This window comes from Pseudomonas sp. R1-15 (assembly GCF_051132085.1).
Classification (GTDB): Bacteria; Pseudomonadota; Gammaproteobacteria; order Pseudomonadales; family Pseudomonadaceae; genus Aquipseudomonas.
Window position 1 is genome coordinate 3,289,207 of record NZ_CP071660.1, and the last position, 26,505, is coordinate 3,315,711.

Consider the following 26,505-nt stretch of genomic DNA (forward strand, 5'->3'; position numbering starts at 1 on the left):
GGCGGATCGGCATCGAATCACTTCCTACCGGGTCTGACTGCGCATGATTACCTTCAAACAACTGGAAGCCATTTATTGGATCGTCGAACTGGGCAATTTCGAGTCGGCGGCCATGAAGCTGAACATGTCCCAGTCGGCCATCTCCAAGCGTATCCAGGAACTGGAAGAAGTGTTCGACATGCCCATCTTCGACCGTTCCAGGCGCAGCGCCCGACTCACCGAGAAGGGCGCCGAGCTGTTCGAGGAAGCGTCGCAGATCCTGCGTCAGCGCGACTTTCTGCTTGAGCGCATCAGCGCAAAGGAAGTGCTGGTCAGGCGCTTTCGTATTGGCGTGACCGAATTGACCGCCATCACTTGGTTGCCGGCGCTGATCGAAGCCATTCGCAGCGCCTACCCGAAAGTGGTGCTGGAACCTTCGGTGGAGCTCAGCACTGAACTGGTGGCCAAGCTGGAGAACGATCAGCTCGACCTGATTATCGTGCCTGACATTTTCGCCGACGCACGTTTTGTCAGCACCGCCCTCAGCTCGGTGGAGAACGCCTGGATGTGCGCGCCCTCGCTGCATCAGGGCAACGCAAGTGTGAGCATGCAGACCCTGTCGTCGTACACCGTGCTAACACAGGGCGGCAGCTCCGGCACGGGATTGATCTATGATCGCTGGCTTGCTCAGAACGACGTGCGCCTGAACCGCACCCTCAAGAGCAACTACCTGATCGCCCAGTTGGGCCTGACCCTCTCCGGCGTCGGCATCAGCTATTTGCCGCGCCAATGCCTCTCGCCGCTGGTCGATCAGGGACGGTTGCAGGTGATCGAAACCGAGCCCGGGTTGCCGCCGATCCACTACATCGCCGCACACCGTGCCGACCGGCTCCAGGGCCTGAGCGTCGAGGTCGCGCGTCTGGCCGCCGAGCTCTGTGATTTCAGCAAGATGGTCTGGTAATCCCGCACCCGAAAGGAGAAAAAAAGTGATGGGATTGCATAGATAAATATCGCTAATCCTGGCCAACGACCTTTCTTAAGATGCGCTTATCGCCCGCCAGGGTTATTCGTAAGTGAGGTCGCCATGTCATTGCCCGGTTCACGCATCCATCCATCTCCGCCCCAGGCTCCGGGCTCCTTGCTGGACGCATTCCGATCGGTTGTCACGCCCCATATCAGCGACAACCTGGGACGCCACATCGGCGCTCGGGGCCTGACGCGCTACAACCTCACCGGCAAGCTGGTGGGCACCGCGCTCACGGTGAAAACCCGCCCTGGCGACAACCTGTACATCTACAAGGCATTAACCCTGATCGAACCGGGCCATGTGCTGGTGATCGACGCCCAGGGAGACGACACCAACGCCGTGATCGGTGAGCTGATCAAGCTCTACGCGCAACAACGTGGCTGTGTCGGTTTCGTCGTCGACGGCGCCATCCGCGACGTCGCCAGCTTCCAGGACACCCCATGCTATGCGCGCAGCGTGGTGCATTGCGGTCCTTACAAAAGCGGCCCCGGCGAGATCAACGTGCCGGTGTCGATCGGCGGAATGATCGTCAACCCCGGCGACATCCTGGTCGGCGACGAAGACGGCCTGGTGGTGTTTTCTCCAGACGTCGCCGAGGAGCTCCTGCGCAAGGCCCACGAACACGACGCCCATGAACAGGAAGTCAAAGCCGAAATCGCCACCGGGGCGATTGATCAGTCCTGGCTGGACAGGGTGCTGGAAAAAGCCGGGCTGGCGAACTGACGCCCGGTTTACCGGTGCGCTGGCGATGCCCCCAGCCGCACCAAGAACCGCTTGACCAGACAACCGATAAAAACAAGGTCCGCTTCCATGTCCATGCCCGAAGTCTTGAAGCCTGCGGTGCGCAGCAGATACCGCTGGGTCGTTGCCGCGCTGATTTTCCTGATCTACACCGTTGCCGCCGCCGACCGCGCCAACCTCGGCGTGGCGCTGCCTTTCATCCGTAAAGAATTCGAGATGAGCAACGCCGAAGCGGGCGGCCTGATGAGCCTGTTCCTGCTGGCTTATGCCATGGCACAGATTCCTTCCGGTTTCGCCTTCGGACGGTTTGGCGTCAGCAAGATTCTCCCAGGCGCGATGATCCTGACCTCGGTGATGACCGGTCTGGTCGGCACCGCTGGTTCGTTGCTGGCGTTGAAACTGTATCGCCTGGGCCTCGGCCTGGCTGAAGGTCCATTGCCGATCAGCATGACGACCACCATCAACAACTGGTTCCCACCACGGGAAAAAGGCACGGCGTCGGGCATCTTCCTGTCTGCCGTCAAATTCGGCCCGGTGATCGTGCCGCCACTTTGCGCAGTGATCATCTCCGTCTGGGGCTGGCGAGAGATCTTCTACTTCTTCGCCATACCGGGCATCGTCCTCGCCGTGGTCTGGTATTTCATGGTGGCGGACCATCCGTCCCGCAGTCGCTTCGTCAACGAAGCCGAACTCAACTACATCGCCGACGACAAACCCGTTGCCCAGGCCGCCGAGGCCGTGCGGCCACCGGAACCGCCGGCGTGGGTCAAAAAACTCGATCGGTTCATTCGCACCCGTGATGTGGTTGCCCTTGAAACCAACCGGCAGGTGTTCAAGTCGTGGAATATCTGGGGCTGCGCCACCAGCTATTGTTTCCAGCTCGGTGTCTCTAGCGTGCTACTGGCCTGGATTCCGACCTACTTGATGACCGTCAAACAGTTCTCGATCATGAACATGGGACTGGTGTCGGCCGCACCGTGGGTAGGCGCCGTGCTAGGCAACCTGCTCGGAGGCCTCTGCTCGGACCGGTTGATGGGCGGTCGGCGCAAACCCGGCATGCTCCTGTCAGCGCTGGGCACCTCGGTCATGATGTACTTGCTGATCAACTCCCCCGCCGAGCCCCTGCCCTATGGGCTGCTGCTGATGCTGACCGGCGTGGTCCTCAGCCTCGGGTTTTCCTCCTACATGGTTTACCCGATGGGGCTTACCACCAAGAAAACGTTCCCCATTTCCAACGCCGTGGTGAACATGATCGGGCAACTGGGCGCGGCCGCGACGCCGTTCATTACCGGCCTGTTGCTGGACAACTATGGTTGGAACTATGTGTTCGCCTGGTTGGCGATCGGCTCGTTCATCAGCTTCATCATCCTGCTGACCATCGCCGAGCCAAGGCCCGCCGCCGCCCGTGCCGATTGACGCATCCAACCACCCGTGCGCAGCGCCTTGAGCTGCGCTGATTTGAAGAACAAGAGGAATTATTTATGTCTCCCGAAGACCAGGAACTGGTTGCCCTGTTTGAAGGCCTGGATACGCCCGGTGTGTCCGACGCCCTGGATAAACTCGATCTGCCCGGACAATGTCTCGGGGTCATGCCGCTGGATAACTACCGTCAGGTGGTGATCGGCCCGGCATTCACCGTGCGCTACGTCAGCGCCAGTAGCCCGCCGGGAACGGTCGGCGACTTCATCGATGATGTTGCCGAAGGCGATGTCGTGGTCATCGACAATGACGGGCGCACCGACTGCACAGTCTGGGGCGACATCATGACCCAATATGCCAGCAGCAAACGCATCGCCGCGACGGTGATCGATGGTGTGTGCCGGGACGTCAGCAAGGCGTTGGGCGACGGGTATCCGGTCTTCAGCAAAGGCCGGTTCATGCGCACCGGCAAGGATCGGGTCGAAGTCGCCGCGGTCAATCAACCGGTGTCCATCGGCCAGGCCCGGGTTTGCGCCAGGGACATCGTAGTCGCCGATGCCAACGGCGTGGTGATCGTTCCTCGAGAAAGGGCCCGTGAAGTGGCCGCCTGCGCCCGCTCGATCGAAGAAGTGGAATCGCGTATTCGTGCCTTGCTCGCTGGAGGCAAATCTCTCAGGGACGCCAGAACAGCACTGAATTACCACACCTTGCAGCGCAAATCCTGACCCCGCCCGGACGTCTTCCCTGTTGCCCTCACGGCCTGCCCACGACAGTGCAGTGTGAGGGCTTTTTATATTGCCGCCATATGACTCAATCTCGGAAAAAACGCAGAGCCTCCAGGGCATCAGCCAGGCGTGGTGGCCAACAACAAAGAGTCTCTGCGTTAAACCTAACCTAGTTCACGGCTGAGTTGCTCACGATCCAGAGCCCCATCCCAGCGGGCAATGAACAGCGTGGCGACACCGTTACCGATCACATTGATCAGCGCGCCGCCTTCGGAGATAAACCGGTAGACGCCTAGCACCAGTACCAGGCCTGCCGCCGGTATTACATCGATCGAACCGAGGGTTGCCGCCAGGGTGATGAACGCGCCTCCGGTCACGCTCGCGGCGCCCTTGGACGTCAGCAACAGGATCAGTAACAGCGTTACTTGATGATAAAGAGACACGTCGATGTCCAGGGCCTGGGCAATGAAAATCGCCAGTACCGTCATGTTGATGCAACTGCCGTCAAGATTGAAGCAGTAGCCGGAAGGTACCACGAGGCCGACGGTGGACTTCTCGCAGCCGAGCTTCTCCAGCTTGCCCATCAGGCGCGGCAACGCCGACTCCGACGAGGAAGTGCCGAGGACCAGTACCAGTTCTTCGCGGACGTACTTGAGGAACTTCCACAGGCTGAAACCAGCCAGCCGCGCCACCAGATTCAGCACCACGAATACGAATACCAGCCCGGTAAGGTAGTAACACACCAGCAGGTTCACATAGGCCCCGAGCGACTGCACGCCGTACTTGCCCACAGTGAAAGCCATGCCGCCGAAGGCTCCCAGGGGAGCCAGGTACATGACGATCTTGAGCATGCGAAAGAATGCCTTCGCCACCAGGTCGATGGTATTGAGCAGCGGCTTGCCAGTCTCGCCCAACAATTGCAGGCCGAAGGCGAACAGCACCGAGATGAATAGCACTTGGAGGATATCGCCCTCAGTAAACGCGCCGAACACCGTGGTCGGCACAATGTGCGTGAGGAACCCGACCACGCTTTGATCATGGGCGGCCTTGGTGTAGCCCGCGATAGCCGAAGCGTCGAGGCTGGCCGGGTCGATGTGCATGCCGACACCTGGCTTGAGCAGGTTCACCCCGATCAAGCCGATCACCAGGGCTATGGTGGTCAGCACTTCAAAGTAAATCAGAGACTTGAAACCGATACGCCCGATGCGCTTAAGGTCCTGCATGCCGGCGATACCGCTGACCACCGTGCAAAATATGATCGGTGCTATCAGCATCTTGATCAGCTTGATGAACGTATCGCCCAAGGGTTTCATCTGCTCACCGAGACCGGGGCTGAAGTGACCGAGGATCACCCCCAGTACGATCGCTGCGAGGACTTGCACGTAGAGGTGCTGGTAAAACGCTTTGCGCCGTGGAAGCGGTTCATCCACGGATTCGACCGACGAGCTGATTATTTTTGTCATGGCTCTGCCTTATGGGGTTGTGATTGGGGGAGCTGAGGGTTCAAGTCACCACGTTGATCGGTTGATGGGCGGCGAACGCCGCTATATTGGCTGCCAGCACGGCTTTGAGCCGCTCGACACTGCTTTGGCTGGCCCAAGCGACGTGGGGCGTAACCAGCAAATTGGGATGTTCGCAGTGCAGCAAGGGATGGTCGGATTGGGGCGGTTCCACCTGAAGTACATCCAGTGCAGCCCCCCCCAATCGGCCGCGGGCGAGCCCGTCGAGCACGGCGTTTTCATCTACCAGTGCACCGCGTGCGGTGTTGATGAGCAAGGCACCGGATTTCATCCGTGCGATCTCGGCGGAACCGATTAAGTTACGGGTCTGCGGCGTCAATGGACAATGCAAGGTCAGCGCATCGGCCTTGGCCAATACCGTGTCGAACGCCGTGTAGCCTTCCCTCACCCGCGACGCGCCACGGTGTTCGGCAAACAGCACGGTGATGTCCAAGGCCTTGGCCAGGCGCGCCACGCGGCTGCCGATATCACCTCGGCCGATGATACCCAGGGTCGAGCCTTGCAGGTCTTGGATCGGCGCCGCATGCACGCAGAAATGGGATGACTGTGGCCACAACCTGGTCGACGCCGCACGATACGCCATGAGTTGACGACGTAGCGCAAACAGCGAGCCGATCACCGCTTCGGCCACGCTGACCGCGCTGTACGCCGGCACGTTGCACACCGTCACGCCTTGATCACGGCAAGCCGCAATATCGATGCAGTCGTAGCCAGTCGCAGCCACGCAGATCAGCTTCAAATGTGGCAGTTGTCCCAGGGTAGCTCGGTCGATACGTACCTTGTTGGTAATGGCCACATCGGCTTCGGCCAACGCCTGCACAACCTGGTCGGGAGTGGTTTTTTCTCGTTCAGTCCACGTGCTGGCCTGGGCCGGGCGCGCCAATGGCGACGGCAAGCTTGCACCGTCGAGAAACACGATATTCATACGCGCACCTGTTCAGAAATTTCGATGAGGTTCAGGTCCGGGTCGCGCACATACACCGAACGAATCGGCCCAGTGGCGCCTGTACGCGGCACCGGGCCTTCGATGATCGGCCAGGCCTGGGCCTGCAGATGGGCGATCACTTCCTCCAGCGAAGTGCTGGTGATAAAGCACAGGTCCAGCGCACCGGGCACCGGCAGATGGGCCTTGGGCTCGAACTCTTGTCCACGCTCATGCACATTGATTTTCTGGTTGCCGAAGCGGAACGCGAGTCGGCCGTTGCCAAAGCTCTCCTGGTGCATGCCCATGACGCGAATGTAAAAGTCTTTGCAGGCCGCTACGTCGATGGTGGTAAGAACCAGATGGTCTAGATGATCAATCATGGGGTGCGCTCCAGTTCAGGGTTGGCCACTTGCTTGCTTAGGCTGTGTACGTGATCGGGGATAGGATGCAGGTCCAGGCGTTTGCCGGCTTTGAGGATCTGGCTGGGGATGTCGTGACCAATCAGTCCGGGCAACTGGGCGGACGCCGCCAGTACGCGGTCCAGGTTCATGCCGGTGTCGTAACCCATCAGGTCCAGCATGTGCACCAGGTCCTCCATGCACACATTACCGCTGGCACCTGGGGCATACGGGCAACCGCCCAAGCCGCCCAGGGATGCATCAAAGCGGTCGATGCCGGCCTGCAACGCCGCCAGGGTATTGGTCAGGGCCATGCCACGCGTGTTATGAAAATGCAAAGTCAGTTGCAACTCAGGAAAGCGCTCGCGCACCTGGCGCGACAACGCCTCCACTTGCGAGGGATAGGCCATGCCGGTGGTGTCACACAAGGTGACGCCACGCACGCCCAATTCGGCGAAACGCCCGACCCAACCCAATACATCGTCGGCCGGCACGTCGCCCTGCATCGGGCAGCCAAATACCGTGGACAGCGACACGTTGACCGCCACCGGCCCGCGCCCAATTACCCCCACCACATCTCGGAGCTGGGCAAACGACTGCTCCCGTGTCATGCGCAGGTTGGAGCGGTTATGCGGTTCGCTCACCGACATCACCAGGTTGGCTTCGTCGATTCCACACCCCAGCGCTCTTTCTGCCCCCCGAATGTTGGGCACTAGCACCGTGTACTCCACATCTTTATGCCGCTGAATTGCAGCCATCACGGCCTCGGCGTCACGCAACGCGGGAATGGCCTTGGGCGAAGTGAAGGAAGTCACTTCGATCTTGGCGTAGCCGCACTGGCTCAGCGCATCGATCAAGGCGATTTTCTTTTCGGTGTCGATAAAGGTCTTTTCGTTCTGGAAGCCGTCACGGGTCGCGACTTCCTGCAGGTATAAGCGTTTCATTGAGGTACTCCTGGTTTCAGATGAGGCCGCGAGCGCGCCAGGCTGTACGGGTCGGCGCATCGATACCGATGTTCTCAAGCACCGCATCTGTGTGTTGTCCAAGACTCGGCGCACGCGAACGCACACGGCCGGGCGTGGCCGTCAACTTGGGAACGATGCCGGGCAAGGTGACCGCAGTGCCGTCGTCCAACTGGCTGGCGAGTAGCATGTCGCGTGCCTGGTAATGGGAGTCGGAGGCAATGTCGGCGGCGTCATAGATCTTGCCGGAGGGGATGTTGGCGTCCTTCAACGCGGCGAGCGCATCATCAAGGTTCCGCTCGGCCGTCCACGTGGAAATTGCCGCATCAATGCGCGCCACATGGCGCACACGGCCATCGTTCTGCGCCAGTTCCGGGTCCTCGGCCAAGTCCGGGCGCTCGATCTTTTCCATCAGGCGGCGGTAGATGCTGTCGCCGTTGCCCGCGATCAATGCGTACTTTCCATCCTTGCAACGGTAGGCATTGGTCGGCGCAATACCCGGAAGGCTGCTACCGGCCGGCTCGCGCACCGTGCCAAACACCGAATACTCGGGAATCAGGCTTTCCATCATGTTGAAAACCGACTCATACAAAGCCACATCTACCTGCTGGCCGACACCGTGGTTTTGTTCGCGATGGCGTAGTGCAAGCAGCACCCCGATCACACCATGGAGTGCGGACAACGAGTCGCCTATCGACACCCCCACCCGCACTGGTGTGCGCCCTGGCTCGCCGGATAGATGTCGCAAACCGCCCATGGCTTCTCCGATAACGCCGAAGCCTGGCAAGTCGCGATAAGGCCCGGTCTGGCCGTAGCCGGACACCCGCAGCATCACCAGGCCAGGGTTGATAGCGAACAGCTCATCCCAGCCCAACCCCCATTTTTCCAGTGTTCCAGGACGGAAGTTCTCGATCAGGATGTCGGCGTCCTTGACCAGCCGCTTGACCACTTCCCGGGCTTCGGCCTGACGAAGATCGAGGGTAACCGATTGCTTGTTGCGTGACTGGGCCGCCCACCAAACTGAGGTGCCGTTGTGCAGCAACCGCCATTTGCGCAGGGGGTCGCCGGTGACCGGCGGTTCGATCTTGATAACTTCAGCGCCGAACTCGGCGAGGATCTTGGCCGCGAAAGGCCCCGCAATCAGCTGGCCCATTTCGACCACCTTGATGCCTTCTAGCGGTAGGCTCATGACGTTTTCCGTTCTTGTTGGAGGTGATGGTCGGATAATCCACTCAAACGCACGGCGTGAGAATTTCAAAGATTTCCACTACTCTTTCCAAACTGGAAACACAGAGGTGGATATGTTCAATTTGTTGCAGCTCGATTTGGTGTCGCTACGCCTGTTGGTATTGACCGCCAACACGGAAAACCTGACCCAGGCCGCAAACAGTGCGCACATGACCGTTTCCGCAGCGAGCAAGCGGTTAGCTGAACTTGAAAGGGTGACCCACTGCACCTTGTTCACCCGTGTGCCCCGAGGACTGCAGCTCACTCCCGCTGGGCGCGGCCTGGCAGAACATGCGCGGGCCATCCTCGACGTCGCACAGCAAATGGCCCACGACGCCACCGACTACGCGAATGGTGTTCGCGGCCATGTGCGGTTGTTTGCGAATACCTCCGCAGTGATCCAATTCCTGCCACATGACCTGGCGATATTTCTGGCGGCCAACCCCCACGTACGTATCGAGCTTGCGGAAGCGCTCAGCGACAGCACCATCCATGCGGTGGAAAGCGGCCAGGCCGAGATAGGAATCTTTGCCGACAATGCGCCTGCTCCCGGGCTGCAAATGCAGCCCTATCGACGCGACCGCCTCGTGGTGCTGGTGCCCCAAGCCCACGAGTTGGCGCAGCGTGCCGCCGTGACCCTGGCTGACACGCTGGATTTTGATTACGTGGCTTTGAATCAGGGGAGCTCACTGTTGCGTCGCATCAACGACGCCGCTGCCAGCACTGGGAGGCTGCTGAAAGTACGGATTCAAGTCAGCAGCTTTGACGGTATCTGCCGCATGATCGAGGCTGGATTGGGCATTGGCATTCTGCCGCTCGGGTCGGTCCATCCCGAACTGCTCGAATCGAAGCTACGAGCGATACCGCTGGAGGGGGCCTGGGCGACGCGTACGTTATATGTCGGCGTGGCTGACGCCTCGCGTCTGTCACCGGAAGCAATGAACTTATATAACTATCTCGGGAGTCTGGAGTAGGAAATAGAGTTGACCGAAATCGGAGTTAAACGCTATCCCTTCTGGCGCCGTCTTGATTGACCATGCAGCGAGCTTGTGTCAGTTGCTCTTTCCTTAGCGGTCTCCGCAGTCGGTAGCTGGCGCCTGGTTTGCGTGGTGTCAATTATTGTCAGCGGCTTCAGGCGCAATATCTGGTTACTCAGGGCCTCAGCGGCAGAAATCGTCACTCGCGATCGCTCGCACACTCGGTTCGAATTGGGGCAAAACTGGGGGCATGCTTTGGATGGTTTGAAAAGGATGCCCCCAGCCTAAGGCCAAGTCGGCTATTGATGAGGATACCTCCCACCGGACACTCTGCGATTCGATAGGCCGGCCTGAAGCTTTCAGCGGAACGGCGGGCACTGATCTGCAGGTCGCTTTATTATGGGCGGATGACTTTGAACCTTGCTGATTGGCGCCGAGTCAGCCATCACCTGATCGCTGGATATCGGCCCCAAGCTATTCTCCTGAGCGAAGATGGCATAAATGCCAACAATCAAAAGTACCTGTTTGCATAGAACTGGAGCTAGTTATGGCGACGCGAAACGTTGTGCTCACCCCTCACCAGGAACAGGTTATCCATGACTTGGTAAAGTCCGGCCGTTATCAGAATGCCAGCGAAGTGATGCGAGAAGGTTTACGTTTATTGGAGCAGCGTGTCGCCGAAGACACCGCCAAAATCGAGGCCCTGCGTCAGGCGACCTCAATCGGCATCATGGATCTTGAGCACGGGCGCTTTACTCAGGTGACCGAAGGGGATGATCTGGAGCATTACCTCGAGGGCTTGAGCCTGGAGGCAACCCTCCCCGCGCGCGAGAAACACTGAGCATGCCGCAGTTTCGGATTTCCAACCCTAACGATTGATCAGCAACCTGGCCCAACGGCTTAACTGGCCAGGAATAGCGAACTATCCGGAAACCTGCGGGTTACTGGCCCAGAATGTTCTCCAACGCAGCGGTATGGCCGGCCGGGTCGTTTACGCTGGACATCACTTCGATGATGGTGATCTTCTGATCGTTCATGGTCATCAACGAGGCCATCAGTAGTTTCAGGCCGTTGAAATCGTCGGTGCCGTCCAGGCGGTACATCTTCAGGCCGTTCACCTGAATGGTCTTCTCGCCAGTCATGCGAAAGTTGGCTGACGCGGCCTGCTGCTTTTCCTTCACGGTATCCACGGCAAGGCGAAACGCAGCGTCCGGGGTGGTACCCGCAGTCGGCGCCGGACCTTCGGTAACGATGATGGCCCGCTCGCTTTCCGGATCGAAGTACATCGTGCCGCCGTTATCGCTGTTCAAGGTACGGGCCTCGACGCCGTTCAGCACGAACTTCAGCTTGCCGCCTGCCAGGGACACCGCTTGCGTATCCGATGCCGCCGTAGCGGTTTCTTCAGGCGAGGCAGCAACTGCCATGGTGGCCGCGCCGCTCAAGGCAGCAAGCACGCACAAGGAACGGGTCCAGCCCAACAGCAAATGCTTCGACATTGATAAGGCCTTTGTTTTCAGGCCGTCGACTACCGACGGCCTGTCGCGCGAACAGCCTAACTTACTTAACTGCTCATTTGCCCAGGATGTTGGGGGCGCTGGTTCCGGGTTGTTGCTGGGGTTGGATCGGGATGACCAGCAGCATCGAGCCTAAGTCTCACGACTTGGGCAGCCTGCCAAGGAAGTCATCCACCGACGCTCAAGATCCCGTCAGCAAATTTTCCTGGCGCCTCTTGAGGCACGTTGTGGCCAATGTTTTCCAGGATTTCCCGGCGATACGACCCGGTAAACTGACGGGCGAATGGGTCCTCCTCGGCAGGCGGATCAACCGCATCAGCGCCACCCTCCAGAACCAATGAAGGCACCGCGATCCTGGGTTGTGCGGCAAGCCGGGATTCTATGTTCCGATAGGCTGGATCTCCCTCGACCAATCCGAAACGGTGGCGGTACGAGTGTGTTACCACGTCAACAAAGTCGTCGTTCTCAAACGCTGCAGTGGTCGTTTCGAACGCCTCCTGGGTGAACCCCCAGGTTGGCGACCACATGCGCCATAACAAGCGGCAGAAATCCCTTCTGTTCGAGGTCAATCCAGCGCGACCACGGCTACCGTGAAGATAGTACTGATACCAGAGCAGGTGCTCAGCCTCGGGAGAAACAGGCTGGTGCGCTTCAGCAATATTCTGAATACTGTAGCCACCACAGCTGACCAAACCGGTTACCCTTTCCGGCCATAGCGCGGCGACGATGCAAGCCGCTCTTCCGCCCCAGTCATAACCCGCAAGTACAGCTTTTTCGATTTTCAGTGCGTCGAGAAAAGCCAACAGGTCGGCTCCTATTGCCGCCTGCTCTCCCGAGCGCATTGTCTGCTCGTCCAAAAATCGGGTGGGGCCATAGCCACGGAGGTAAGGCGTCAAGCATCGCTTTCCCGCTGAGGCCAGGATCCTGGCGACTTCATCGTAGGCATGCACGTCATAGGGGAAACCGTGGAGCAACACCACGGGGGCCCCGTCGACCGGACCGACCTCCAGATAGGCGATTTCCAGAACACCGGCTTTAACAGTTTTCATCATTGCCTCCTGCATGGCACCTGCGATCGAAAAATCGGACAAGGAAAAACACGCCCATGCTCAATGAATCGATAACCTCGCCTTCCATCAGAAGCGAGAAGCGTCTCGCCCGGAATCGACGCCAGCGCACCGCCGATTGCGCCAGGAGAACCTTCAGGCATGGGCGCAATCAGGAATGGCGGCGCGGGCAGTATGGGAGGGCAATTCCGCGAACAGCTCCTGATACTCCGCGGCAAAATGGCTGAGGTGATAAAAACCCCATTGGGCGGCGGCGTCGCCGATCGACAGATGGGACGCCCGGGTAGACATCAAGGTCCGGCGCACACCGTTGAGCCTGACGGAGCGCAGATAGTTGAGCGGCGTGGTCTCGGCAACCGAGCGGAAGCTGTTCTGTACGGTACGCCGGCTCACCTGGAGGCGCTGGCAGAGGTCGTCCACGCTGGGCACGTTGTTCAGTTCCGCGGTCGCCAGGCGGTGGCATTTTTCGACAATGTAACTGCGCGTCGAGCTTGGCGTGCGCTGCTGCTTGTCGCAGGCCGGATCGGTCATCAGTTGCAGCAACTCGCCGAGCATGGCCTGTTCCAGCGCCAGCTCGCGATCGTGCGTCGGGTCGAGCTCTTCGCTTGAGAGGGCCAGGGAGAATGCCGCCAGCATGCGACGGCGGGCGTCGGCATAACGTTGAGTGGGCAGCCTGATAACCGGCTGACGCAGCAGTTGGCCGATTTCCTTTGCCGAGGTGGTTTGTGCCAGCGCCTGCTCGAACCATTCGCGCTCGAAGGTAATGGCCAGCAGCTCCATGCCCATCGGCATATGGAACATGAACTCCTCGCCCCCGTGCAGGAAGAACAGGCTGCTGTCGTCGACCTCCCGCCCTTGCATCCGGATCGAACCCGGAACCGTGATGGGCACGGCGAAACACATCTTGCCCCGGGGCGCGACGCCGTGCTGCACGACACGCTGGTTGATCTTCTCGCGAAATACGTGGCAGCGCGCGGTGCTCAGCTGTATGAGCGAGCTCTCGGCCGAGCCGGCGGTCAGTTGGTTGTAATCCTGATTCCACTCCTGGACGGTAGCGGCGTGGACATGAATATCGCGGAAATGGCTGATGTTGTGGTTTTTCATGATGACAAAAGCCTCTGCCGATATTCTTGTTATTGGGATCGTCTTTGTGCGCAATATTCTCACGATAGGAGAATTCTGCAAATTTATTTGGTTAGCTTTCAGCAGTCATGCCGGAACGCTTGTGGCGGCCAGCCAATGTGCCGATTCGGGCTACCGGCCGCGCACGGGCGACGGGGATGATCGGGACACTGAAACCGACATCCTGAGAGACCGTCATGAGTGAAGCCAAACTTGAATCCCTGCATTTTGCGGATGCCCCGCGGATCACCTCCGCCATTCCCGGCCCCAGGACCATCGAGGCCCTGGCGTTATCGGCGCGTACCGAGTCGATGGCGCGCGGCGGCGGACGCATGCCCGTGGCCATGGACCGGGCTTTTGGCGCGACCTTCAAGGACCCCGATGGCAACATCTATATCGACCTGTCCGCCGGCGTGGGCGTCAGCAGCGTAGGCCGCTGCCATCCGAAGGTGGTGCAAGCGATCCGTGAACAGTCCGAAGTGCTCATGCACGCCCTGGAAGTGAACAGTACCCGGCGCACCGAACTGGCGGCGAAGATTGCCGAAATCGCCCCCGACGGCTTGCGCGGCGATTGCATAACGTTCTTCACGCAAAGCGGCAGCGACGCGCTGGAGGCCGCGGTCAAGTTCGCCAAGCGCATTACCGGGCGGCACCAGATCATCGCTTTCCACGGTGGCTATCACGGCGTCTGGAACGCCTCGGGCGCGCTGACCACTGGCACCGCCTACCGCAAGGGCTACGGTGCCCAGATGGGCGGAGTCATTCATGCGCCCTACCCTTACGCCTATCGTTTTCCCTTCGACACCACGCACAAAAGCGCCGAGCAGATCGCCGGCGAATACGTGGATTACTTGCTGAACACCCCTTACACAGCGGCCGATGACGTGGCCGCGGTGATCGTCGAACCGGTCCAGGGCGAAGGCGGCTACGTGCCCCCGTCGCCAGAGTTCCTGCAATTGTTGCGCAAGGCCTGCGACCGCAGTGGCGCGTTGCTGATCGTCGATGAAGTGCAGTCCGGCGCGGGACGCACCGGCAAGATGTGGGCGGTCGAACATTCAGGCGTGAAGCCCGACATGCTCACCTTCGGCAAGGGCATCGGCAGCGACCTGCCGATGGCGGGCCTGATCATGCGCTCGGACCTGGCGGCGGCGATTCCTGATGGCTCGGTGCCCAATACCTTTGCCGCCAACTCACTCTCGGCGGCAGTGGCGCTGACCAATATCAGCATCCTCCAGGACCCTGAGCTCGACCTGCTCAACCGCGCCCACACGCTTGGGCTGGAAGCACAGGAACGCATCCGCGGTTTCGACAGCCCGTTCATCGGCGAGGTACGCGGTCGCGGCCTGATGATCGGCATCGAGCTGGTCGAGGACCCGGTAACCAAAACGCCGCTGGCGCCGGCCAGGATCGGTCAACTGATGGGCTACCTGCTGAACCACGGCGTACTGATGATTCCCTGCGGTCGCTACAGCAACGTGATGCGGGTGATGCCTTCGCTGACGATCCCACGCTCGATGTTCTTCAAGGCCCTGGACATTTTTGGCGACGCCCTGGCCACCCTCAAGGCATGACCGTCCACTTCACCTTATTACGGACTGCAAAATGACCCAGCACTTCAAGCACTTCATCGAAGGCGCGGCCGTCGAAGCCTCCGACGGCCGCCGCATCCCCCTCGTCGATCCAGTGACGGAACAGGCCTACGGCAGCTCTGCACGCGGCACCGCCGAGGACGTCGACCGTGCGGTGAACGCTGCGCTCGACCAACTTGAGCGTGGCGCCTGGAGTCGACTTGACGGCGCCCAGCGCGCGCGACTGCTGTCGAAACTGGCTGACCTGGTCGAGCGCGACACCGAACAGCTCGCCGACCTCGACGCCAATGCCATCGGCCGCTCCCCCCTCGAACCCCGCCGGATGGACATCCCAAACGCCGTTGCGAATCTGCGCGCCGCCGCCGGCTGGGCCAATCAGCTGGAGGGCCGGACCATCCCCTCCGGCGGCTATTTCGGCACCAGGACCCTGTCGTATACGGTGCGCGAACCGGTGGGCGTGGTCGGCGCCATCGTGCCTTGGAACTCGCCGCTGATGATCACCGTCTGGAAGCTCGCTGCGTTACTCGCGGCAGGCTGCACGGTGGTCATCAAGCCTTCGGAAGAAACCCCGCAATCGGCCCTGCACCTGGTGGCGCTGGCCCAGGAAGCGGGCTTCCCCGACGGGGTGATCAACGTGGTCACCGGTTACGGCGATGAAGTCGGCCGTGCCCTGTGCGAACACCCGCACGTCGCCAAGATCAGCTTCACCGGCAGCCCCGAAGCGGGTCGCGAAATCCAGCGCACCGCCGGTGTGCTGTTCAAGCGCGTCGCCCTGGAGCTGGGCGGCAAGAGTCCGCAGATTGTCTTCGACGACGCACCCTTCGACGATGCGTTGCACGGCTGTTCGCTCGGCCTGTTCGTCAACCAGGGACAGATCTGCGCGGCCGGCTCGCGCATCCTGGTCCAGCGCGGCATCGCCGAGCGCTTCGCCGCGGCGCTTGCCGATGCGGCACGGGCGGTCAAGGTCGGTGATCCTCGGCAAACCGACGTACAGATGGGCCCCGTGGCCAACAAAGCCCAATTCGAGCGCGTCAACCGGTACATCCAACTGGGCATCGAGCAAGGTGCCACGCTGTTGGCTGGCGGCGTATCGACGCCCGAAAGGGGCTGGTTTGTCCAACCGACCATCTTTGCCAATGCACACAATGACATGGCGATCGCCCGGGACGAGATCTTCGGCCCGGTCGGCACCGTGATCACTTTCGACAGCGAAGACGAGGCTCTTGCCTTGGCCAACGATTCGGCTTACGGCCTCGCGGCGACGGTCTGGACCAATGACCTGGCAAAGGCGCATCGCGTGGCTGGGGCGGTGAAGGCTGGCGCCGTGGGCGTCAACTGCTGGAGCCCGCTGGACGCCAACCTGCCTTGGGGCGGGGTGAAAGCCAGCGGCATTGGCCGTGAGGGCGGATTTGCCGGCGCGTTGGCCTACACCGAAGAAAAAGTCATCACCGTATTGCTGCCCACCTGATAGCCATCCCTGCACTGACCGCGCGACCCTCGATGCGCTGATTACCCGAGGGTCGCTCAGGTGCATTTTTGTTACCGATGGAGAGACCGCGATGCATCCGGCAAATCAAACACCTGTTGATCGGTATCCTACGTCCCTGCGACTCCTGCATTGGGCGCGCGCCGTGCTCATCGCAGGCCTGCTCTGGGCAGGCTGGCACATGACCGGGCTGGATGACGAGGTGGCGAGCAAATACGAGCTTTATTATCCGTGGCACAAATCGTTCGGGGTGTTGGCATTCTTGCTGGTCCTGGTCCAGATCGTCTTGCGCATGCGAACCCCCAGGCTGCCGCAGCCGCCGGAATCATTGGCGCGCTATGAACGGGTTTCGTCAAGACTCGCCCACCGTACCTTGTATGCGCTGCTGGTGATCGTGCCGTTGATGGGCTATTCGATGTCGAGCACCTACACGATGAGCGACGGGGTGTTCTTCTTTGGCGTGAACCTCCCGGAGCTGCTTGGCAAAAATGACGATTGGTTCGTCGTCTTCCAGTGGCTGCACAAGGTGCTCGCCTACACGCTGCTCGGCCTGATCCTGCTGCACGTTGCCGGCGCGCTCAAGCACCGGTTCCTCGACCGCGATCCCCGAAGCGACGTGCTGCGCCGCATGCTCTGACGGCTTTGCAAACCCTCGTCGGACACCGCGGGAGGCCTTGGTTATGCGTTCACATCCACGACCGTACGGCCACGCACCTGTCCTTCCAACACCTGAGCGGCGACCTGCGGAACCTGCGCCAGGCCGACGACCTGGGTGGTCCGGGCGAGCTTGTTCACGTCGAGATCCCGGGCCAGTCGCGCCCATGCCTGCAGGCGAACATCTTGCGGAGCGTTCACCGAGTCGATACCGGCGAGGGTCACGTTGCGCAGGATGAAGGGCAGCACCGAGCCGGGCAGATCCGCCCCCTGGGCCAGGCCGAAAGCGGCGACAACGCCACGATATCGAGTCTGTGCCAAGGCATTGACCAGGGTATGGCTACCGACCGAATCGATGACGCCGGCCCAGCGCTCCTTGGCAACCGGAGCACCCGGCTCGGACAAGGTATGACGATCGATGATCTCGCAGGCACCCAGATCGCGCAGATAATCGGCTTCTTCCTGACGGCCGGTCGAGGCAATCACCCGATAGCCCAGGCCGGACAACAGTGCGATTGCAACCGAGCCCGCGCCGCCGTTGGCGCCGGTCACCAGAACGTCGCCACGCTCAGGCGTCAGGCCACCGTGCTCCAGGGCCAACACACTGAGCATCGCGGTGTAGCCGGCGGTGCCGATGGCCATGGCCTGGCGGGTCGAAAAAACCTCCGGAACCTTCACCAGCCAGTCGCCGCTCACGCGCGCCTTCTGGGCAAAGCCGCCGTGGTGGGTCTGGCTCAGCCCCCAGCCGTTGAGCAGCACCCGATCGCCAGCCTGGAAACCGGCATGACTGGAACTCTCGACAACGCCGGCAAAGTCGATGCCAGGAATCAGCGGAAATTGGCGGATCACGGGTGTGCGACCGCTGAGCGCCAAGGCGTCCTTGTAATTGACGGTGGAGTACTCGATCGCGACGGTGACGTCGCCGGCCATCAGGTCCTCATCCTTGAAGTCGACCAGGCTGGTGGAAATCACGTCAGCGGTTTTGGTGCAAAGCAGCGCTTTGAAGGTCATTGTTGGTTTCCTCTTCATTCTGAGCGGGTCGGGGCCAACGCAGCGAATGCGGGCGCTGGCCCGGCTGGCAATTCACGCGAGCTGCAGGGCCTTGCGGATGCCCGTGTCCAGCACGCCAGCCGGCGCGAAGCGACGCATGAACTGCAGCTGCGCGGCTGTCTTGCCGGCGGTGTAACGCAGCTTCGGCCGCTCGGCGCGAGCAGCCTTGAGCACCACGTCAGCCACCACGTCGGGGCCCTCGGCGGTCGCCATCGCCTGGTTGACGACCTTCGTTACCTTAACCCGAATGTCCTCATACACGTCCAGCTTGGCGTCAGCCTGCAGGCTGTTGCTTTCGAAGGCCGTGCGCGTATAGCCGGGCTCGATGACGACCACCCGGATGCCATGGGTACGCAACTCGTGATCCAGCGCTTGGGAATAGCCGTCCACCGCATGTTTGCTGGCCACGTAGAGCGCTACATAAGGTACGGATACGACACCAAGAATGGAGCCGATGTTGATGATTCGACCGCTGCCCTGACGTCGCATGTGGGGCACAACGGCGCGGGTCATGCGCACGACACCGAGGAAATTGGTATCGAAGACGGCCTTGGCCTGCTCGATCGAGCTTTCTTCCGCCGCGGCCGGAGCAAGCCCGAAGCCGGCATTGTTGACCAGCAAATCGATGCGCCCTTCCCGGCGCAGCAGCTCGGCGACGGCGGCTTCGACGCTGGCGTCGTCGGTAACGTCCAGCGCCAGCATCGCATAGGGCTGATGCTCACCGCGGGTTCCGCGGCGACTGGTGCCATAGACGGTGTAGCCTGCGGATGCCAGCTTGTTGGCGATGGCCTCACCGATGCCGGACGAAGCGCCAGTCACCAACGCTACGGGTTTAGTGGTGGTCATGAAGTTTTCCTCGGCTGCCTGGTTGGCCCGGCATCGGTGCGTGTCGGGCGAACCTATGATGATGACCATAATCATAGACGTCAAGATTTTTGATTTTGATCGACATCAAAATAGACTAACCTGTTTGCGTCCCCCATGAACCCACCGTTACCGGCAGGATGATCTATACCTACAGGAACACGCGCCCAGGCCAGACGACAATAAGAGACGCCCGGGCAAGACGATTGACCAGTCAGGGAAACGTGGCCTCCGTGCATTGGCCTGCGACATGTTCCCGGCGCCGGACAGGTAGGATGGCGCCCCCCCCTTTTAATGCCTGAAGTATCGATCATGAGCCGGATCCCGCGCGTATTGAATGGCCGTCCCAAAGTGTTTGCCCGGCTCTGCCTGTTACTGCTGGCATGGGTTATCCAACCAGCGCACGGTGAGCCACAAGTCATCGAGCTGCACATCCCGGACGCACCTCCGCTGACGTTCATCAACGACCCCAAGGGGTACGGCATCGTCGGTGACGTCGCGGTGCAGGCGATTACCCGGGCCGGGTATACGCCAAAGATCCACCTGCTGCCCTGGGCCAGGGCACAGAAACATGTCAGCGAAGAACACGACTACCTGATAGCTCCCTTGTCGCGCATTCCTGTGCGCGAGGATCGCTTCACCTGGATCGCTTCGATCATGCCCATGGAGCGCGCCTTCTTCAGCCTCGACCGGCAGGTCACCAGTTTCGCCCAGGCGAAAGCAACCTACCGCAAGATCGGCGTCGGCCTGGGCAGTGCACAAGAGGACATCCTGCGCGCCGAAGGCTTCAGCGACGAACAGATCTATCCGCTGGCCATCGGTGACAACCCTGCCCAGATGCTGTTGATGGGACGTATCGATGCCTGGTTCAACGGTGTTCCGGAGAGTCGCTACATCTGGCCAAAGGTGTCCAGGCGCAAACTGCTGATGAGCCCGGTTGGCAGCAGTGCCGACCTCTATCTGGCGTGTTCCAGGCGCTGCTCCGAAAAAATTGTCGAAGACTTGCGTGGAGCCGTGGAGGCCCTGCGCAAGGACGGCACGATCAAGCGGATACGTGAGGTTTATCTGCCTGACTAAGTAGCCGGCTGGCACCGATCCACTACACAGTTGCCGTATGCCATGGCTCATCAATGGCTTATATCATTCCGAATGATAGTTACCTTTGCTTCATTCGATTCGTTCCTTTCAGCCTTGCCACGCATCATCCGCCCATCTCAATACACTTGGCGGATGCTATCCATGGAACATTCACTTTCTAAATTGCGCTTTCCCCTGGCACTGTTGGCAGTGCTGGTGATCAGCGCGTGCGGCAAGACCCCCGACACGGCAGCTTCGATGCCGGCGGCCAAAGTCAGTGTGGCCAAGGTACTGGAGCAACCCGTCAACGAATGGGACGAGTTCACCGGGCGCCTCGAAGCGCCGGAAACCGTCGAGATCCGCCCGCGCGTTTCCGGGCAGATCGATGAAGTGGCCTTCACCGAAGGCGCGCTAGTCAAGAAAGGCGACCTGCTGTTCCAGATCGACCCGCGCCCGTTCCAGGCTGAAGTGCGTCGTCTCGAAGCCCAACTGGCCCAGGCTCGTGCCACCGCGACCCGCAGCGAGAACGAGGCCCAGCGCGGCGAACGCCTGCGCTTGAGCAATGCGATTTCCGCTGAACTGGCGGATTCGCGCACCACGGCAGCCCAGGAAGCCCGCGCCGCCGTGGCCGGCATCCAGGCGCAACTGGACCTGGCCAAGCTGAACCTGAGCTTCACCCGGGTCACCTCGCCCATCAACGGCCGTGTCAGCCGGGCGGAAATCACCGCCGGCAACCTGGTGACCGCCGACGTCACGCCGCTGACCAGCGTGGTCTCCACCGACAAGGTCTACGCCTACTTCGACGCCGACGAGCGCGTCTTCCTCAAGTACACCCAACTCGCCCGCCAGGGCCAGCGCGGCCAGGCCACGCCGGTCTACATGGGCCTGTCCAACGAGGAAGGCAACCCGCACCTGGGCCAGATGAACTTCGTCGACAACCAGGTCAACCCGCAGACCGGCACCATCCGTGGCCGCGCGGTGTTCGACAACAAGGACGGCGCCTACACCCCTGGCCTGTACGCCCGACTGAAACTGGTGGGCAGCGGCACCTACTCCGCCGTGCTGATCAACGACGAAGCCGTCGGCACCGACCTGGGCAAGAAATTCGTGCTGGTGATGGACGCCGACAACAAGCCGGCGTACCGCGCCGTCGAGCTGGGGCCGAAAATCGAAGGCCTGCGTATCGTGCGCAACGGCCTGAGCAAGGACGACACCATTATCGTCAAGGGACTGCAGCGGGCCCGTCCGGGTTCGCCGGTCACGCCTGAAACCGTGCCGATGGCCAGCGAGCAGACACTCGCCGCCCTGGCACAACAACGTAAAGCGCTCGAAGCCAGCAACCTGCCCCAGGTCGCGCCCAACAAGGCAGCGTCCGGCTCGGCAGGCAAACTGGCCTCTGCGTCCCCACGCAGCTAAGGGACTGAACCCAAGATGAAATTTTCCCAGTTCTTCATTTCGCGGCCGATCTTCGCAGCGGTGCTCTCGCTGCTGATCCTGATCGCCGGCGCGATCTCGCTGTTCCAGTTGCCGATCAGCGAATACCCCGAAGTCGTGCCGCCGACCGTGGTCGTGCGCGCCAACTTCCCTGGTGCCAACCCCAAGGTCATCGGTGAAACCGTAGCCGCGCCTCTGGAACAAGCCATCACCGGTGTCGAGAACATGCTCTACATGTCCTCGCAGTCCACCGCCGACGGCAAGATCACCCTGACCATCACCTTCGCCCTGGGCACCGACCTGGACAACGCCCAGGTGCAGGTGCAGAACCGCGTCACCCGCACCGAGCCCAAGTTGCCGGAGGAAGTGACCCGGATCGGCATCACGGTGGACAAGGCGTCGCCCGACCTGACGATGGTCGTGCACTTGACCTCGCCGGACAAACGCTACGACATGCTTTACCTGTCCAACTACGCCTTGCTCAACATCAAGGATGAGCTGGCGCGCCTCGGCGGCGTCGGTGATGTGCAGTTGTTCGGCATGGGTGATTATTCGCTGCGGGTCTGGCTGGATCCGAACAAGACCGCGTCGCGCAACCTGACCGCCACCGACGTTGTCACGGCGATCCGCGAGCAGAACCGCCAGGTTGCCGCCGGTGCCCTGGGCGCGCCTCCAGCGCCGAATGCCCAGGCGTTCCAACTCTCGGTCAACACCCAGGGTCGCCTGGTCAGCGAAGAAGAGTTCGAGAACATCATCATCCGTTCCGGCGCCAATGGTGAAATCACTCGCCTGAAAGACATCGCCCGGGTGGAGCTGGGTTCCAGCCAATACGCCCTGCGCTCGTTGCTCGACAACCAGCCGGCGGTGGCGATCCCGATCTTCCAGCGCCCAGGTTCCAACGCCATCCAGATTTCCAATGATGTGCGCGAGAAAATGGAGGAGCTGAAGAAAGGCTTCCCGGCCGGCATGGACTACAGCATCGTCTACGACCCGACGATCTTTGTGCGCGGCTCCATCGAAGCGGTAGTGCATACCCTGTTCGAAGCGCTGATTCTCGTGGTGCTGGTGGTGATCCTCTTCCTGCAGACCTGGCGCGCCTCGATCATCCCGCTGGTGGCGGTGCCGGTGTCACTGATCGGTACATTCGCGGTCATGCACCTGTTCGGCTTCTCGCTCAACGCGCTGTCGCTGTTCGGGCTGGTACTGGCCATCGGGATCGTCGTGGACGATGCCATCGTGGTGGTGGAGAACGTCGAGCGGAACATCGGCCTCGGGCTCACGCCGGTGGAAGCCACCAAGCGCGCCATGGGCGAAGTGACCGGGCCGATCATCGCCACGGCACTCGTACTGTGTGCGGTGTTCGTTCCCGCCGCCTTCATCAGCGGCTTGACCGGGCAGTTCTACAAACAGTTTGCCTTGACCATTGCCATCTCGACGGTGATCTCGGCGTTCAACTCGCTAACCCTGTCGCCGGCGCTGGCCGCGGTATTGCTCAAGAGCCATGACGCGCCCAAGGACCGTTTCTCGCGGTTCCTCGACAAGATTTTCGGCGGCTGGCTGTTCCGACCGTTCAACCGCTTCTTCGACCGTGCCAGCCACAGCTATGTAGGCGCCGTCGGCCGCGTGATCCGCAGCAGCGGCATTGCCCTGATCCTTTACGCAGGCTTGATGGTACTGACCTTCTTTGGTTTTTCCAGCACGCCGACCGGTTTCGTGCCCGGCCAGGACAAGCAATACCTGGTGGCCTTCGCGCAACTGCCGGACGCCGCGAGCCTGGACCGCACCGAGGATGTGATCAAGCGCATGTCCGAGATGGCCCTCAAGCAGCCGGGCGTTGAAAGCGCGGTGGCCTTCCCGGGTCTGTCGATCAACGGCTTCACCAACAGCCCGAACGCCGGCATCGTCTTCGTCACCCTCAAGCCCTTCGATGAGCGCAAGGACCCGAGCATGTCGGCCGGTGCCATCGCCGGTGCGTTGAACGGCCAGTATTCGGAGATCCAGGAAGCCTACATGGCGATCTTCCCGCCGCCGCCGGTACAGGGCCTGGGTACGATCGGTGGTTTCCGCCTGCAAATCGAAGACCGGGGCAACCTGGGCTACGACGAGCTGTACAAAGAAACCATGAACATCATCACCAAGAGCCACAACGTGCCGGAACTGGCCGGGTTGTTCACCAGCTACACGGTGAACGTGCCTCAGGTCGATGCCGCCATCGACCGTGAAAAAGCCAAGACCCACGGCGTAGCCGTCAGCGACATCTTCGACACCTTGCAGATCTACCTGGGCTCGCTGTATGCCAACGACTTCAACCGCTTCGGCCGTACCTACCAGGTCAACGTCCAGGCCGAGCAGCAGTTCCGCCTCGAGTCGGACCAGATTGGCCAGCTCAAGGTGCGCAACAACCGTGGCGAGATGATCCCGCTGGCGACCTTCATCAAGGTCAGCGACACCTCGGGGCCGGACCGCGTGATGCACTACAACGGCTTCATCACCGCTGAAATCAACGGTGCCGCCGCCCCGGGCTACAGCTCCGGCCAGGCTGAAAAAGCCATCGAGAAACTGCTCAAGGACGAATTGCCCAACGGCATGACCTACGAGTGGACCGACCTGACGTACCAGCAGATTCTTTCGGGCAACACCGCGCTGTTCGTGTTTCCGCTCTGCGTACTGCTGGCGTTCCTGGTGCTCGCCGCTCAATACGAAAGCTGGAGCCTGCCGTTGGCGGTGATCCTGATCGTACCGATGACGCTGCTGTCGGCGATTACCGGGGTGATTCTCTCCGGTGGCGACAACAACATCTTCACCCAGATCGGCTTGATCGTACTGGTGGGACTTGCCTGCAAGAACGCGATTCTGATCGTCGAGTTCGCCAAGGATAAACAGCTCGAAGGCATGACTCCGCTGGCTGCGGTACTGGAAGCCTGCCGTCTGCGTCTGCGGCCGATCCTGATGACCTCCTTCGCCTTCATCATGGGCGTGGTGCCCCTGGTGTTCTCCAGCGGCGCCGGTGCGGAAATGCGCCACGCCATGGGTGTCGCGGTGTTCTCGGGCATGCTTGGGGTGACCTTCTTCGGCTTGCTGCTGACCCCGGTGTTCTACGTATTGATCCGTAACTTCGTCGAGCGCAGCGAGGCCCGCAAAGCGGCCCGGGCCTTGAAACTGGAGGCGCAACAATGAGTTTGAAAGCGTTCGTGCCGAGCCTGCTGGTCCTGGCGTTAAGCGCCTGCGCCGTGGGCCCGGATTACCAGGCACCGAAAACGGAGGCGGCCAACATCACCGCCGCCACCGACGGCGCCGCCGGTCAGAAGAACTTCGACCGCGCGCGGTTCGAAGGTATCTGGTGGCAGCAGTTCGACGACCCGACCCTCAACGCGTTGGTGACTCGCTCCCTGGACGGTAACCGCGAGTTGCGCGTGGCCTTCGCCCGCCTGCGGGCCGCCCGGGCGATTCGCGACGACGCCAGCAATGACGCCATGCCGACCATCACCAGCCGCGCCAGTAGCGAGCTGGGCAAAGGCCAGAACCCGATGGGGCAGACCGACGACCGGGTCAACTCCGAGCGTTATGACCTGGGCCTGGACATGGCCTGGGAACTGGACCTGTTCGGCCGCATCCAGCGCAACCTGGAAGCGACCGATGCCGACCAGCAGGCCGCCGAGGCCGATCTCTATCAGTTGCAGGTGAGCATGATCGCCGAACTGGTGGACGCCTACGGCCAGCTGCGCGGCGCCCAACTGCGTGAAAAAATCGCCCTGGCCAACCTGCAGAACCAGCAGGAGTCGCGCAAGATCACCGAAAGCCTGCGTGATGCCGGCGTCGGCGATCAGCTCGACGTGGTGCGTGCCGATGCGCGCCTGGCCGCGGTGGAAGCCAGCGTGCCGCAACTGCAAGCCGAACAGGCGCGCCAACGCAACCGCATCGCGACATTGCTGGGCGAGCGTCCGGACAAGCTGAGCGTGGACCTGAGCCCTAAACAGCTGCCGGCGATTGCCAAGGCCCTGCCGATTGGCGACCCCGGTCAACTGCTGCAACGCCGTCCGGATGTCCTGAGTGCCGAGCGTCAACTGGCGGCTGCCACGGCGCGCATCGGCGTGGCCAAGGCCGACCTGTTCCCAAGGGTCAGCCTCAGCGGCTTCCTCGGCTTCACCGCCGGGCGTGGCTCGCAGATCGGTTCCTCGGCGGCCAATGCCTGGGCGCTGGGTCCAAGCATTACCTGGGCCGCGTTCGACCTGGGCAGTGTGCGAGCGCGCTTGCGCGGTGCCAGCGCCGAGGCTGATGGCGCCCTGGCGAACTATGAACAGCAAGTGCTGCTGGCCCTGGAAGAATCGGAAAACGCCTTCAGCGATTACGGCAAACGCCAACAGCGGCTGATCTCGCTGATCCGCCAGAGCGAATCGAGCCGCGCGGCCGCCGACCTGGCCGAGATTCGCTACCGCGAAGGCACCGAGGACTTCCTCGTGCTGCTCGACGCCCAGCGTGAACGCCTCGCTGCCGAGGACAGCCAGGCCCAGGCCGAAGTGGACCTGTATCGCGGCATCGTCGCGATCTACAAGGCCCTGGGCGGCGGCTGGCAACCGGAAACCGTCGCCAGCAACTGAGCCCTCCCCAACCGAGCTCCTTTGGTTGGCCGCAACCAACCAATCCCTTTGCCCCGCGTCTCATTCGGTCGCGGGGCTTTTTTGTTTATCGACCAGCGCTCTTGGAAAAGCCTGTTGTGGGAGCGAGCCTGCTCGCGATGAGACCAGCCC

24 protein-coding genes are annotated in these 26,505 nt (G+C 61.3%); 14 read left to right on the forward strand and 10 right to left on the reverse strand.

The window, feature by feature from the left end; genetic code table 11:
• The first annotated feature begins 43 nt into the window (after positions 1 to 43).
• The 4 genes from J3P97_RS14780 (at position 44) to J3P97_RS14795 (ending at position 3,891) form a co-directional block, all read left to right on the forward strand.
• On the forward strand, positions 44 to 940 hold the full coding sequence (locus J3P97_RS14780) for a LysR family transcriptional regulator (RefSeq protein ID WP_434672087.1): 897 nt from the start codon (positions 44 to 46) through the stop codon (positions 938 to 940).
• Positions 941 to 1,063: 123 nt separating this feature from the next.
• On the forward strand, positions 1,064 to 1,729 hold the full coding sequence (locus J3P97_RS14785) for an RraA family protein (protein WP_434600924.1): 666 nt from the start codon (positions 1,064 to 1,066) through the stop codon (positions 1,727 to 1,729).
• 87 nt (positions 1,730 to 1,816) lie between these two features.
• Complete coding sequence (locus J3P97_RS14790; protein ID WP_434600925.1) at positions 1,817 to 3,163, forward strand: MFS transporter; 1,347 nt, start codon at positions 1,817 to 1,819, stop codon at positions 3,161 to 3,163.
• 65 nt (positions 3,164 to 3,228) lie between these two features.
• On the forward strand, positions 3,229 to 3,891 hold the full coding sequence (locus J3P97_RS14795; protein WP_434672088.1) for an RraA family protein: 663 nt from the start codon (positions 3,229 to 3,231) through the stop codon (positions 3,889 to 3,891).
• Between the two features lie 164 nt (positions 3,892 to 4,055).
• On the opposite strand, the gene dctA is transcribed toward J3P97_RS14795, so the two are convergent.
• The 5 genes from dctA to J3P97_RS14820 are packed head-to-tail and all read right to left on the reverse strand — an operon-like array spanning position 4,056 to position 8,885.
• A complete protein-coding gene (dctA, locus tag J3P97_RS14800; RefSeq protein ID WP_434672089.1) occupies positions 4,056 to 5,354 on the reverse strand; it encodes a C4-dicarboxylate transporter DctA in 1,299 nt (432 codons plus the stop codon).
• Positions 5,355 to 5,394: 40 nt separating this feature from the next.
• A complete protein-coding gene (locus J3P97_RS14805; protein WP_434672090.1) occupies positions 5,395 to 6,336 on the reverse strand; it encodes a D-2-hydroxyacid dehydrogenase in 942 nt (313 codons plus the stop codon).
• A complete protein-coding gene (locus J3P97_RS14810) occupies positions 6,333 to 6,716 on the reverse strand; it encodes a VOC family protein (protein WP_434672091.1) in 384 nt (127 codons plus the stop codon). Before J3P97_RS14810 ends, J3P97_RS14805 begins: the two co-directional genes overlap by 4 nt.
• Positions 6,713 to 7,678 (reverse strand): hydroxymethylglutaryl-CoA lyase, encoded by a 966-nt coding sequence (locus J3P97_RS14815; RefSeq protein WP_434672092.1) that lies wholly within the window; start codon positions 7,676 to 7,678, stop codon positions 6,713 to 6,715. Before J3P97_RS14815 ends, J3P97_RS14810 begins: the two co-directional genes overlap by 4 nt.
• Before the next feature lie 16 nt (positions 7,679 to 7,694).
• The gene (locus J3P97_RS14820; RefSeq protein WP_434672093.1) at positions 7,695 to 8,885 is read right to left on the reverse strand and encodes a CaiB/BaiF CoA transferase family protein; all 1,191 of its coding nucleotides are present in this window, start codon (positions 8,883 to 8,885) and stop codon (positions 7,695 to 7,697) included.
• 112 nt (positions 8,886 to 8,997) lie between these two features.
• Here J3P97_RS14820 and J3P97_RS14825 point away from each other — a divergent pair, with 112 nt between their 5' ends.
• Positions 8,998 to 9,897, forward strand: a complete 900-nt coding sequence (locus J3P97_RS14825; RefSeq protein WP_434672094.1) for a LysR family transcriptional regulator — start codon at positions 8,998 to 9,000, stop codon at positions 9,895 to 9,897.
• 550 nt (positions 9,898 to 10,447) lie between these two features.
• The gene (locus J3P97_RS14830) at positions 10,448 to 10,741 is read left to right on the forward strand and encodes a type II toxin-antitoxin system ParD family antitoxin (RefSeq protein ID WP_434672095.1); all 294 of its coding nucleotides are present in this window, start codon (positions 10,448 to 10,450) and stop codon (positions 10,739 to 10,741) included.
• 100 nt (positions 10,742 to 10,841) lie between these two features.
• Here J3P97_RS14830 and J3P97_RS14835 read toward each other — a convergent pair whose 3' ends face one another.
• From J3P97_RS14835 to J3P97_RS14845, 3 genes are all read right to left on the reverse strand, one after another.
• Positions 10,842 to 11,396 (reverse strand): hypothetical protein, encoded by a 555-nt coding sequence (locus J3P97_RS14835; RefSeq protein ID WP_434672096.1) that lies wholly within the window; start codon positions 11,394 to 11,396, stop codon positions 10,842 to 10,844.
• A 185-nt stretch (positions 11,397 to 11,581) separates the two neighbouring features.
• The gene (locus J3P97_RS14840) at positions 11,582 to 12,466 is read right to left on the reverse strand and encodes an alpha/beta fold hydrolase (protein ID WP_434674562.1); all 885 of its coding nucleotides are present in this window, start codon (positions 12,464 to 12,466) and stop codon (positions 11,582 to 11,584) included.
• Positions 12,467 to 12,616: 150 nt separating this feature from the next.
• Positions 12,617 to 13,585 carry a helix-turn-helix domain-containing protein gene (locus J3P97_RS14845; protein ID WP_434672097.1) on the reverse strand — a complete coding sequence of 323 codons (969 nt, stop codon included), beginning with the start codon at positions 13,583 to 13,585 and terminating at the stop codon, positions 12,617 to 12,619.
• On the opposite strand from J3P97_RS14845, the gene J3P97_RS14850 reads away from it, so the two are divergent.
• From J3P97_RS14850 to J3P97_RS14865, 4 genes are all read left to right on the forward strand, one after another.
• Complete coding sequence (locus J3P97_RS14850; RefSeq protein ID WP_434672098.1) at positions 13,569 to 13,808, forward strand: hypothetical protein; 240 nt, start codon at positions 13,569 to 13,571, stop codon at positions 13,806 to 13,808. The genes J3P97_RS14845 and J3P97_RS14850 overlap by 17 nt on opposite strands.
• A complete protein-coding gene (locus tag J3P97_RS14855) occupies positions 13,801 to 15,174 on the forward strand; it encodes an aspartate aminotransferase family protein (RefSeq protein WP_434672099.1) in 1,374 nt (457 codons plus the stop codon). Before J3P97_RS14850 ends, J3P97_RS14855 begins: the two co-directional genes overlap by 8 nt.
• A gap of 31 nt (positions 15,175 to 15,205) precedes the next feature.
• Positions 15,206 to 16,660, forward strand: a complete 1,455-nt coding sequence (locus J3P97_RS14860; protein WP_434672100.1) for an aldehyde dehydrogenase family protein — start codon at positions 15,206 to 15,208, stop codon at positions 16,658 to 16,660.
• A 91-nt stretch (positions 16,661 to 16,751) separates the two neighbouring features.
• Positions 16,752 to 17,315 (forward strand): cytochrome b, encoded by a 564-nt coding sequence (locus J3P97_RS14865; RefSeq protein WP_434600939.1) that lies wholly within the window; start codon positions 16,752 to 16,754, stop codon positions 17,313 to 17,315.
• A gap of 41 nt (positions 17,316 to 17,356) precedes the next feature.
• On the opposite strand, the gene acuI is transcribed toward J3P97_RS14865, so the two are convergent.
• Together acuI and J3P97_RS14875 are read right to left on the reverse strand one after the other, a co-directional pair.
• Entirely contained in the window at positions 17,357 to 18,343 is a 987-nt protein-coding gene (gene acuI, locus J3P97_RS14870; RefSeq protein WP_434573915.1) for an acrylyl-CoA reductase (NADPH), read from the reverse strand.
• A gap of 72 nt (positions 18,344 to 18,415) precedes the next feature.
• Entirely contained in the window at positions 18,416 to 19,228 is an 813-nt protein-coding gene (locus J3P97_RS14875; RefSeq protein WP_434573913.1) for an oxidoreductase, read from the reverse strand.
• A 330-nt stretch (positions 19,229 to 19,558) separates the two neighbouring features.
• On the opposite strand from J3P97_RS14875, the gene J3P97_RS14880 reads away from it, so the two are divergent.
• From J3P97_RS14880 to J3P97_RS14895, 4 genes are all read left to right on the forward strand, one after another.
• Positions 19,559 to 20,323, forward strand: coding sequence for a substrate-binding periplasmic protein (locus J3P97_RS14880; RefSeq protein ID WP_434672101.1), 765 nt, complete (start codon positions 19,559 to 19,561; stop codon positions 20,321 to 20,323).
• 162 nt (positions 20,324 to 20,485) lie between these two features.
• Positions 20,486 to 21,739: a multidrug efflux RND transporter periplasmic adaptor subunit MexE gene (gene mexE, locus J3P97_RS14885; protein ID WP_434672102.1), complete on the forward strand. Its 1,254-nt coding sequence runs from the start codon at positions 20,486 to 20,488 to the stop codon at positions 21,737 to 21,739.
• A gap of 15 nt (positions 21,740 to 21,754) precedes the next feature.
• On the forward strand, positions 21,755 to 24,934 hold the full coding sequence (locus J3P97_RS14890; protein WP_305500741.1) for an efflux RND transporter permease subunit: 3,180 nt from the start codon (positions 21,755 to 21,757) through the stop codon (positions 24,932 to 24,934).
• A complete protein-coding gene (locus J3P97_RS14895) occupies positions 24,931 to 26,355 on the forward strand; it encodes an efflux transporter outer membrane subunit (protein WP_434600942.1) in 1,425 nt (474 codons plus the stop codon). The genes J3P97_RS14890 and J3P97_RS14895 overlap by 4 nt, the downstream gene beginning before the upstream one ends.
• Positions 26,356 to 26,505 lie beyond the last annotated feature (150 nt).

What these genes read in the sequence shown, in the direction of transcription:
- J3P97_RS14825 (WP_434672094.1), top strand. Translation starts at nt 8,998, where the DNA reads ATGTTCAATTTGTTGCAGCTCGATTTGGTGTCGCTACGCCTGTTGGTA.
- J3P97_RS14875 (WP_434573913.1), bottom strand. Translation starts at nt 19,228, where the DNA reads ATGACCACCACTAAACCCGTAGCGTTGGTGACTGGCGCTTCGTCCGGC.
- acuI (WP_434573915.1), bottom strand. Translation starts at nt 18,343, where the DNA reads ATGACCTTCAAAGCGCTGCTTTGCACCAAAACCGCTGACGTGATTTCC.
- J3P97_RS14840 (WP_434674562.1), bottom strand. Translation starts at nt 12,466, where the DNA reads ATGATGAAAACTGTTAAAGCCGGTGTTCTGGAAATCGCCTATCTGGAG.
- J3P97_RS14855 (WP_434672099.1), top strand. Translation starts at nt 13,801, where the DNA reads ATGAGTGAAGCCAAACTTGAATCCCTGCATTTTGCGGATGCCCCGCGG.
- J3P97_RS14785 (WP_434600924.1), top strand. Translation starts at nt 1,064, where the DNA reads ATGTCATTGCCCGGTTCACGCATCCATCCATCTCCGCCCCAGGCTCCG.
- J3P97_RS14815 (WP_434672092.1), bottom strand. Translation starts at nt 7,678, where the DNA reads ATGAAACGCTTATACCTGCAGGAAGTCGCGACCCGTGACGGCTTCCAG.
- J3P97_RS14845 (WP_434672097.1), bottom strand. Translation starts at nt 13,585, where the DNA reads ATGAAAAACCACAACATCAGCCATTTCCGCGATATTCATGTCCACGCC.
- J3P97_RS14850 (WP_434672098.1), top strand. Translation starts at nt 13,569, where the DNA reads ATGTTGTGGTTTTTCATGATGACAAAAGCCTCTGCCGATATTCTTGTT.
- J3P97_RS14860 (WP_434672100.1), top strand. Translation starts at nt 15,206, where the DNA reads ATGACCCAGCACTTCAAGCACTTCATCGAAGGCGCGGCCGTCGAAGCC.
- J3P97_RS14790 (WP_434600925.1), top strand. Translation starts at nt 1,817, where the DNA reads ATGTCCATGCCCGAAGTCTTGAAGCCTGCGGTGCGCAGCAGATACCGC.
- J3P97_RS14835 (WP_434672096.1), bottom strand. Translation starts at nt 11,396, where the DNA reads ATGTCGAAGCATTTGCTGTTGGGCTGGACCCGTTCCTTGTGCGTGCTT.
- J3P97_RS14780 (WP_434672087.1), top strand. Translation starts at nt 44, where the DNA reads ATGATTACCTTCAAACAACTGGAAGCCATTTATTGGATCGTCGAACTG.
- J3P97_RS14830 (WP_434672095.1), top strand. Translation starts at nt 10,448, where the DNA reads ATGGCGACGCGAAACGTTGTGCTCACCCCTCACCAGGAACAGGTTATC.
- dctA (WP_434672089.1), bottom strand. Translation starts at nt 5,354, where the DNA reads ATGACAAAAATAATCAGCTCGTCGGTCGAATCCGTGGATGAACCGCTT.
- J3P97_RS14795 (WP_434672088.1), top strand. Translation starts at nt 3,229, where the DNA reads ATGTCTCCCGAAGACCAGGAACTGGTTGCCCTGTTTGAAGGCCTGGAT.
- mexE (WP_434672102.1), top strand. Translation starts at nt 20,486, where the DNA reads ATGGAACATTCACTTTCTAAATTGCGCTTTCCCCTGGCACTGTTGGCA.
- J3P97_RS14865 (WP_434600939.1), top strand. Translation starts at nt 16,752, where the DNA reads ATGCATCCGGCAAATCAAACACCTGTTGATCGGTATCCTACGTCCCTG.
- J3P97_RS14880 (WP_434672101.1), top strand. Translation starts at nt 19,559, where the DNA reads ATGAGCCGGATCCCGCGCGTATTGAATGGCCGTCCCAAAGTGTTTGCC.
- J3P97_RS14805 (WP_434672090.1), bottom strand. Translation starts at nt 6,336, where the DNA reads ATGAATATCGTGTTTCTCGACGGTGCAAGCTTGCCGTCGCCATTGGCG.
- J3P97_RS14810 (WP_434672091.1), bottom strand. Translation starts at nt 6,716, where the DNA reads ATGATTGATCATCTAGACCATCTGGTTCTTACCACCATCGACGTAGCG.
- J3P97_RS14895 (WP_434600942.1), top strand. Translation starts at nt 24,931, where the DNA reads ATGAGTTTGAAAGCGTTCGTGCCGAGCCTGCTGGTCCTGGCGTTAAGC.
- J3P97_RS14890 (WP_305500741.1), top strand. Translation starts at nt 21,755, where the DNA reads ATGAAATTTTCCCAGTTCTTCATTTCGCGGCCGATCTTCGCAGCGGTG.
- J3P97_RS14820 (WP_434672093.1), bottom strand. Translation starts at nt 8,885, where the DNA reads ATGAGCCTACCGCTAGAAGGCATCAAGGTGGTCGAAATGGGCCAGCTG.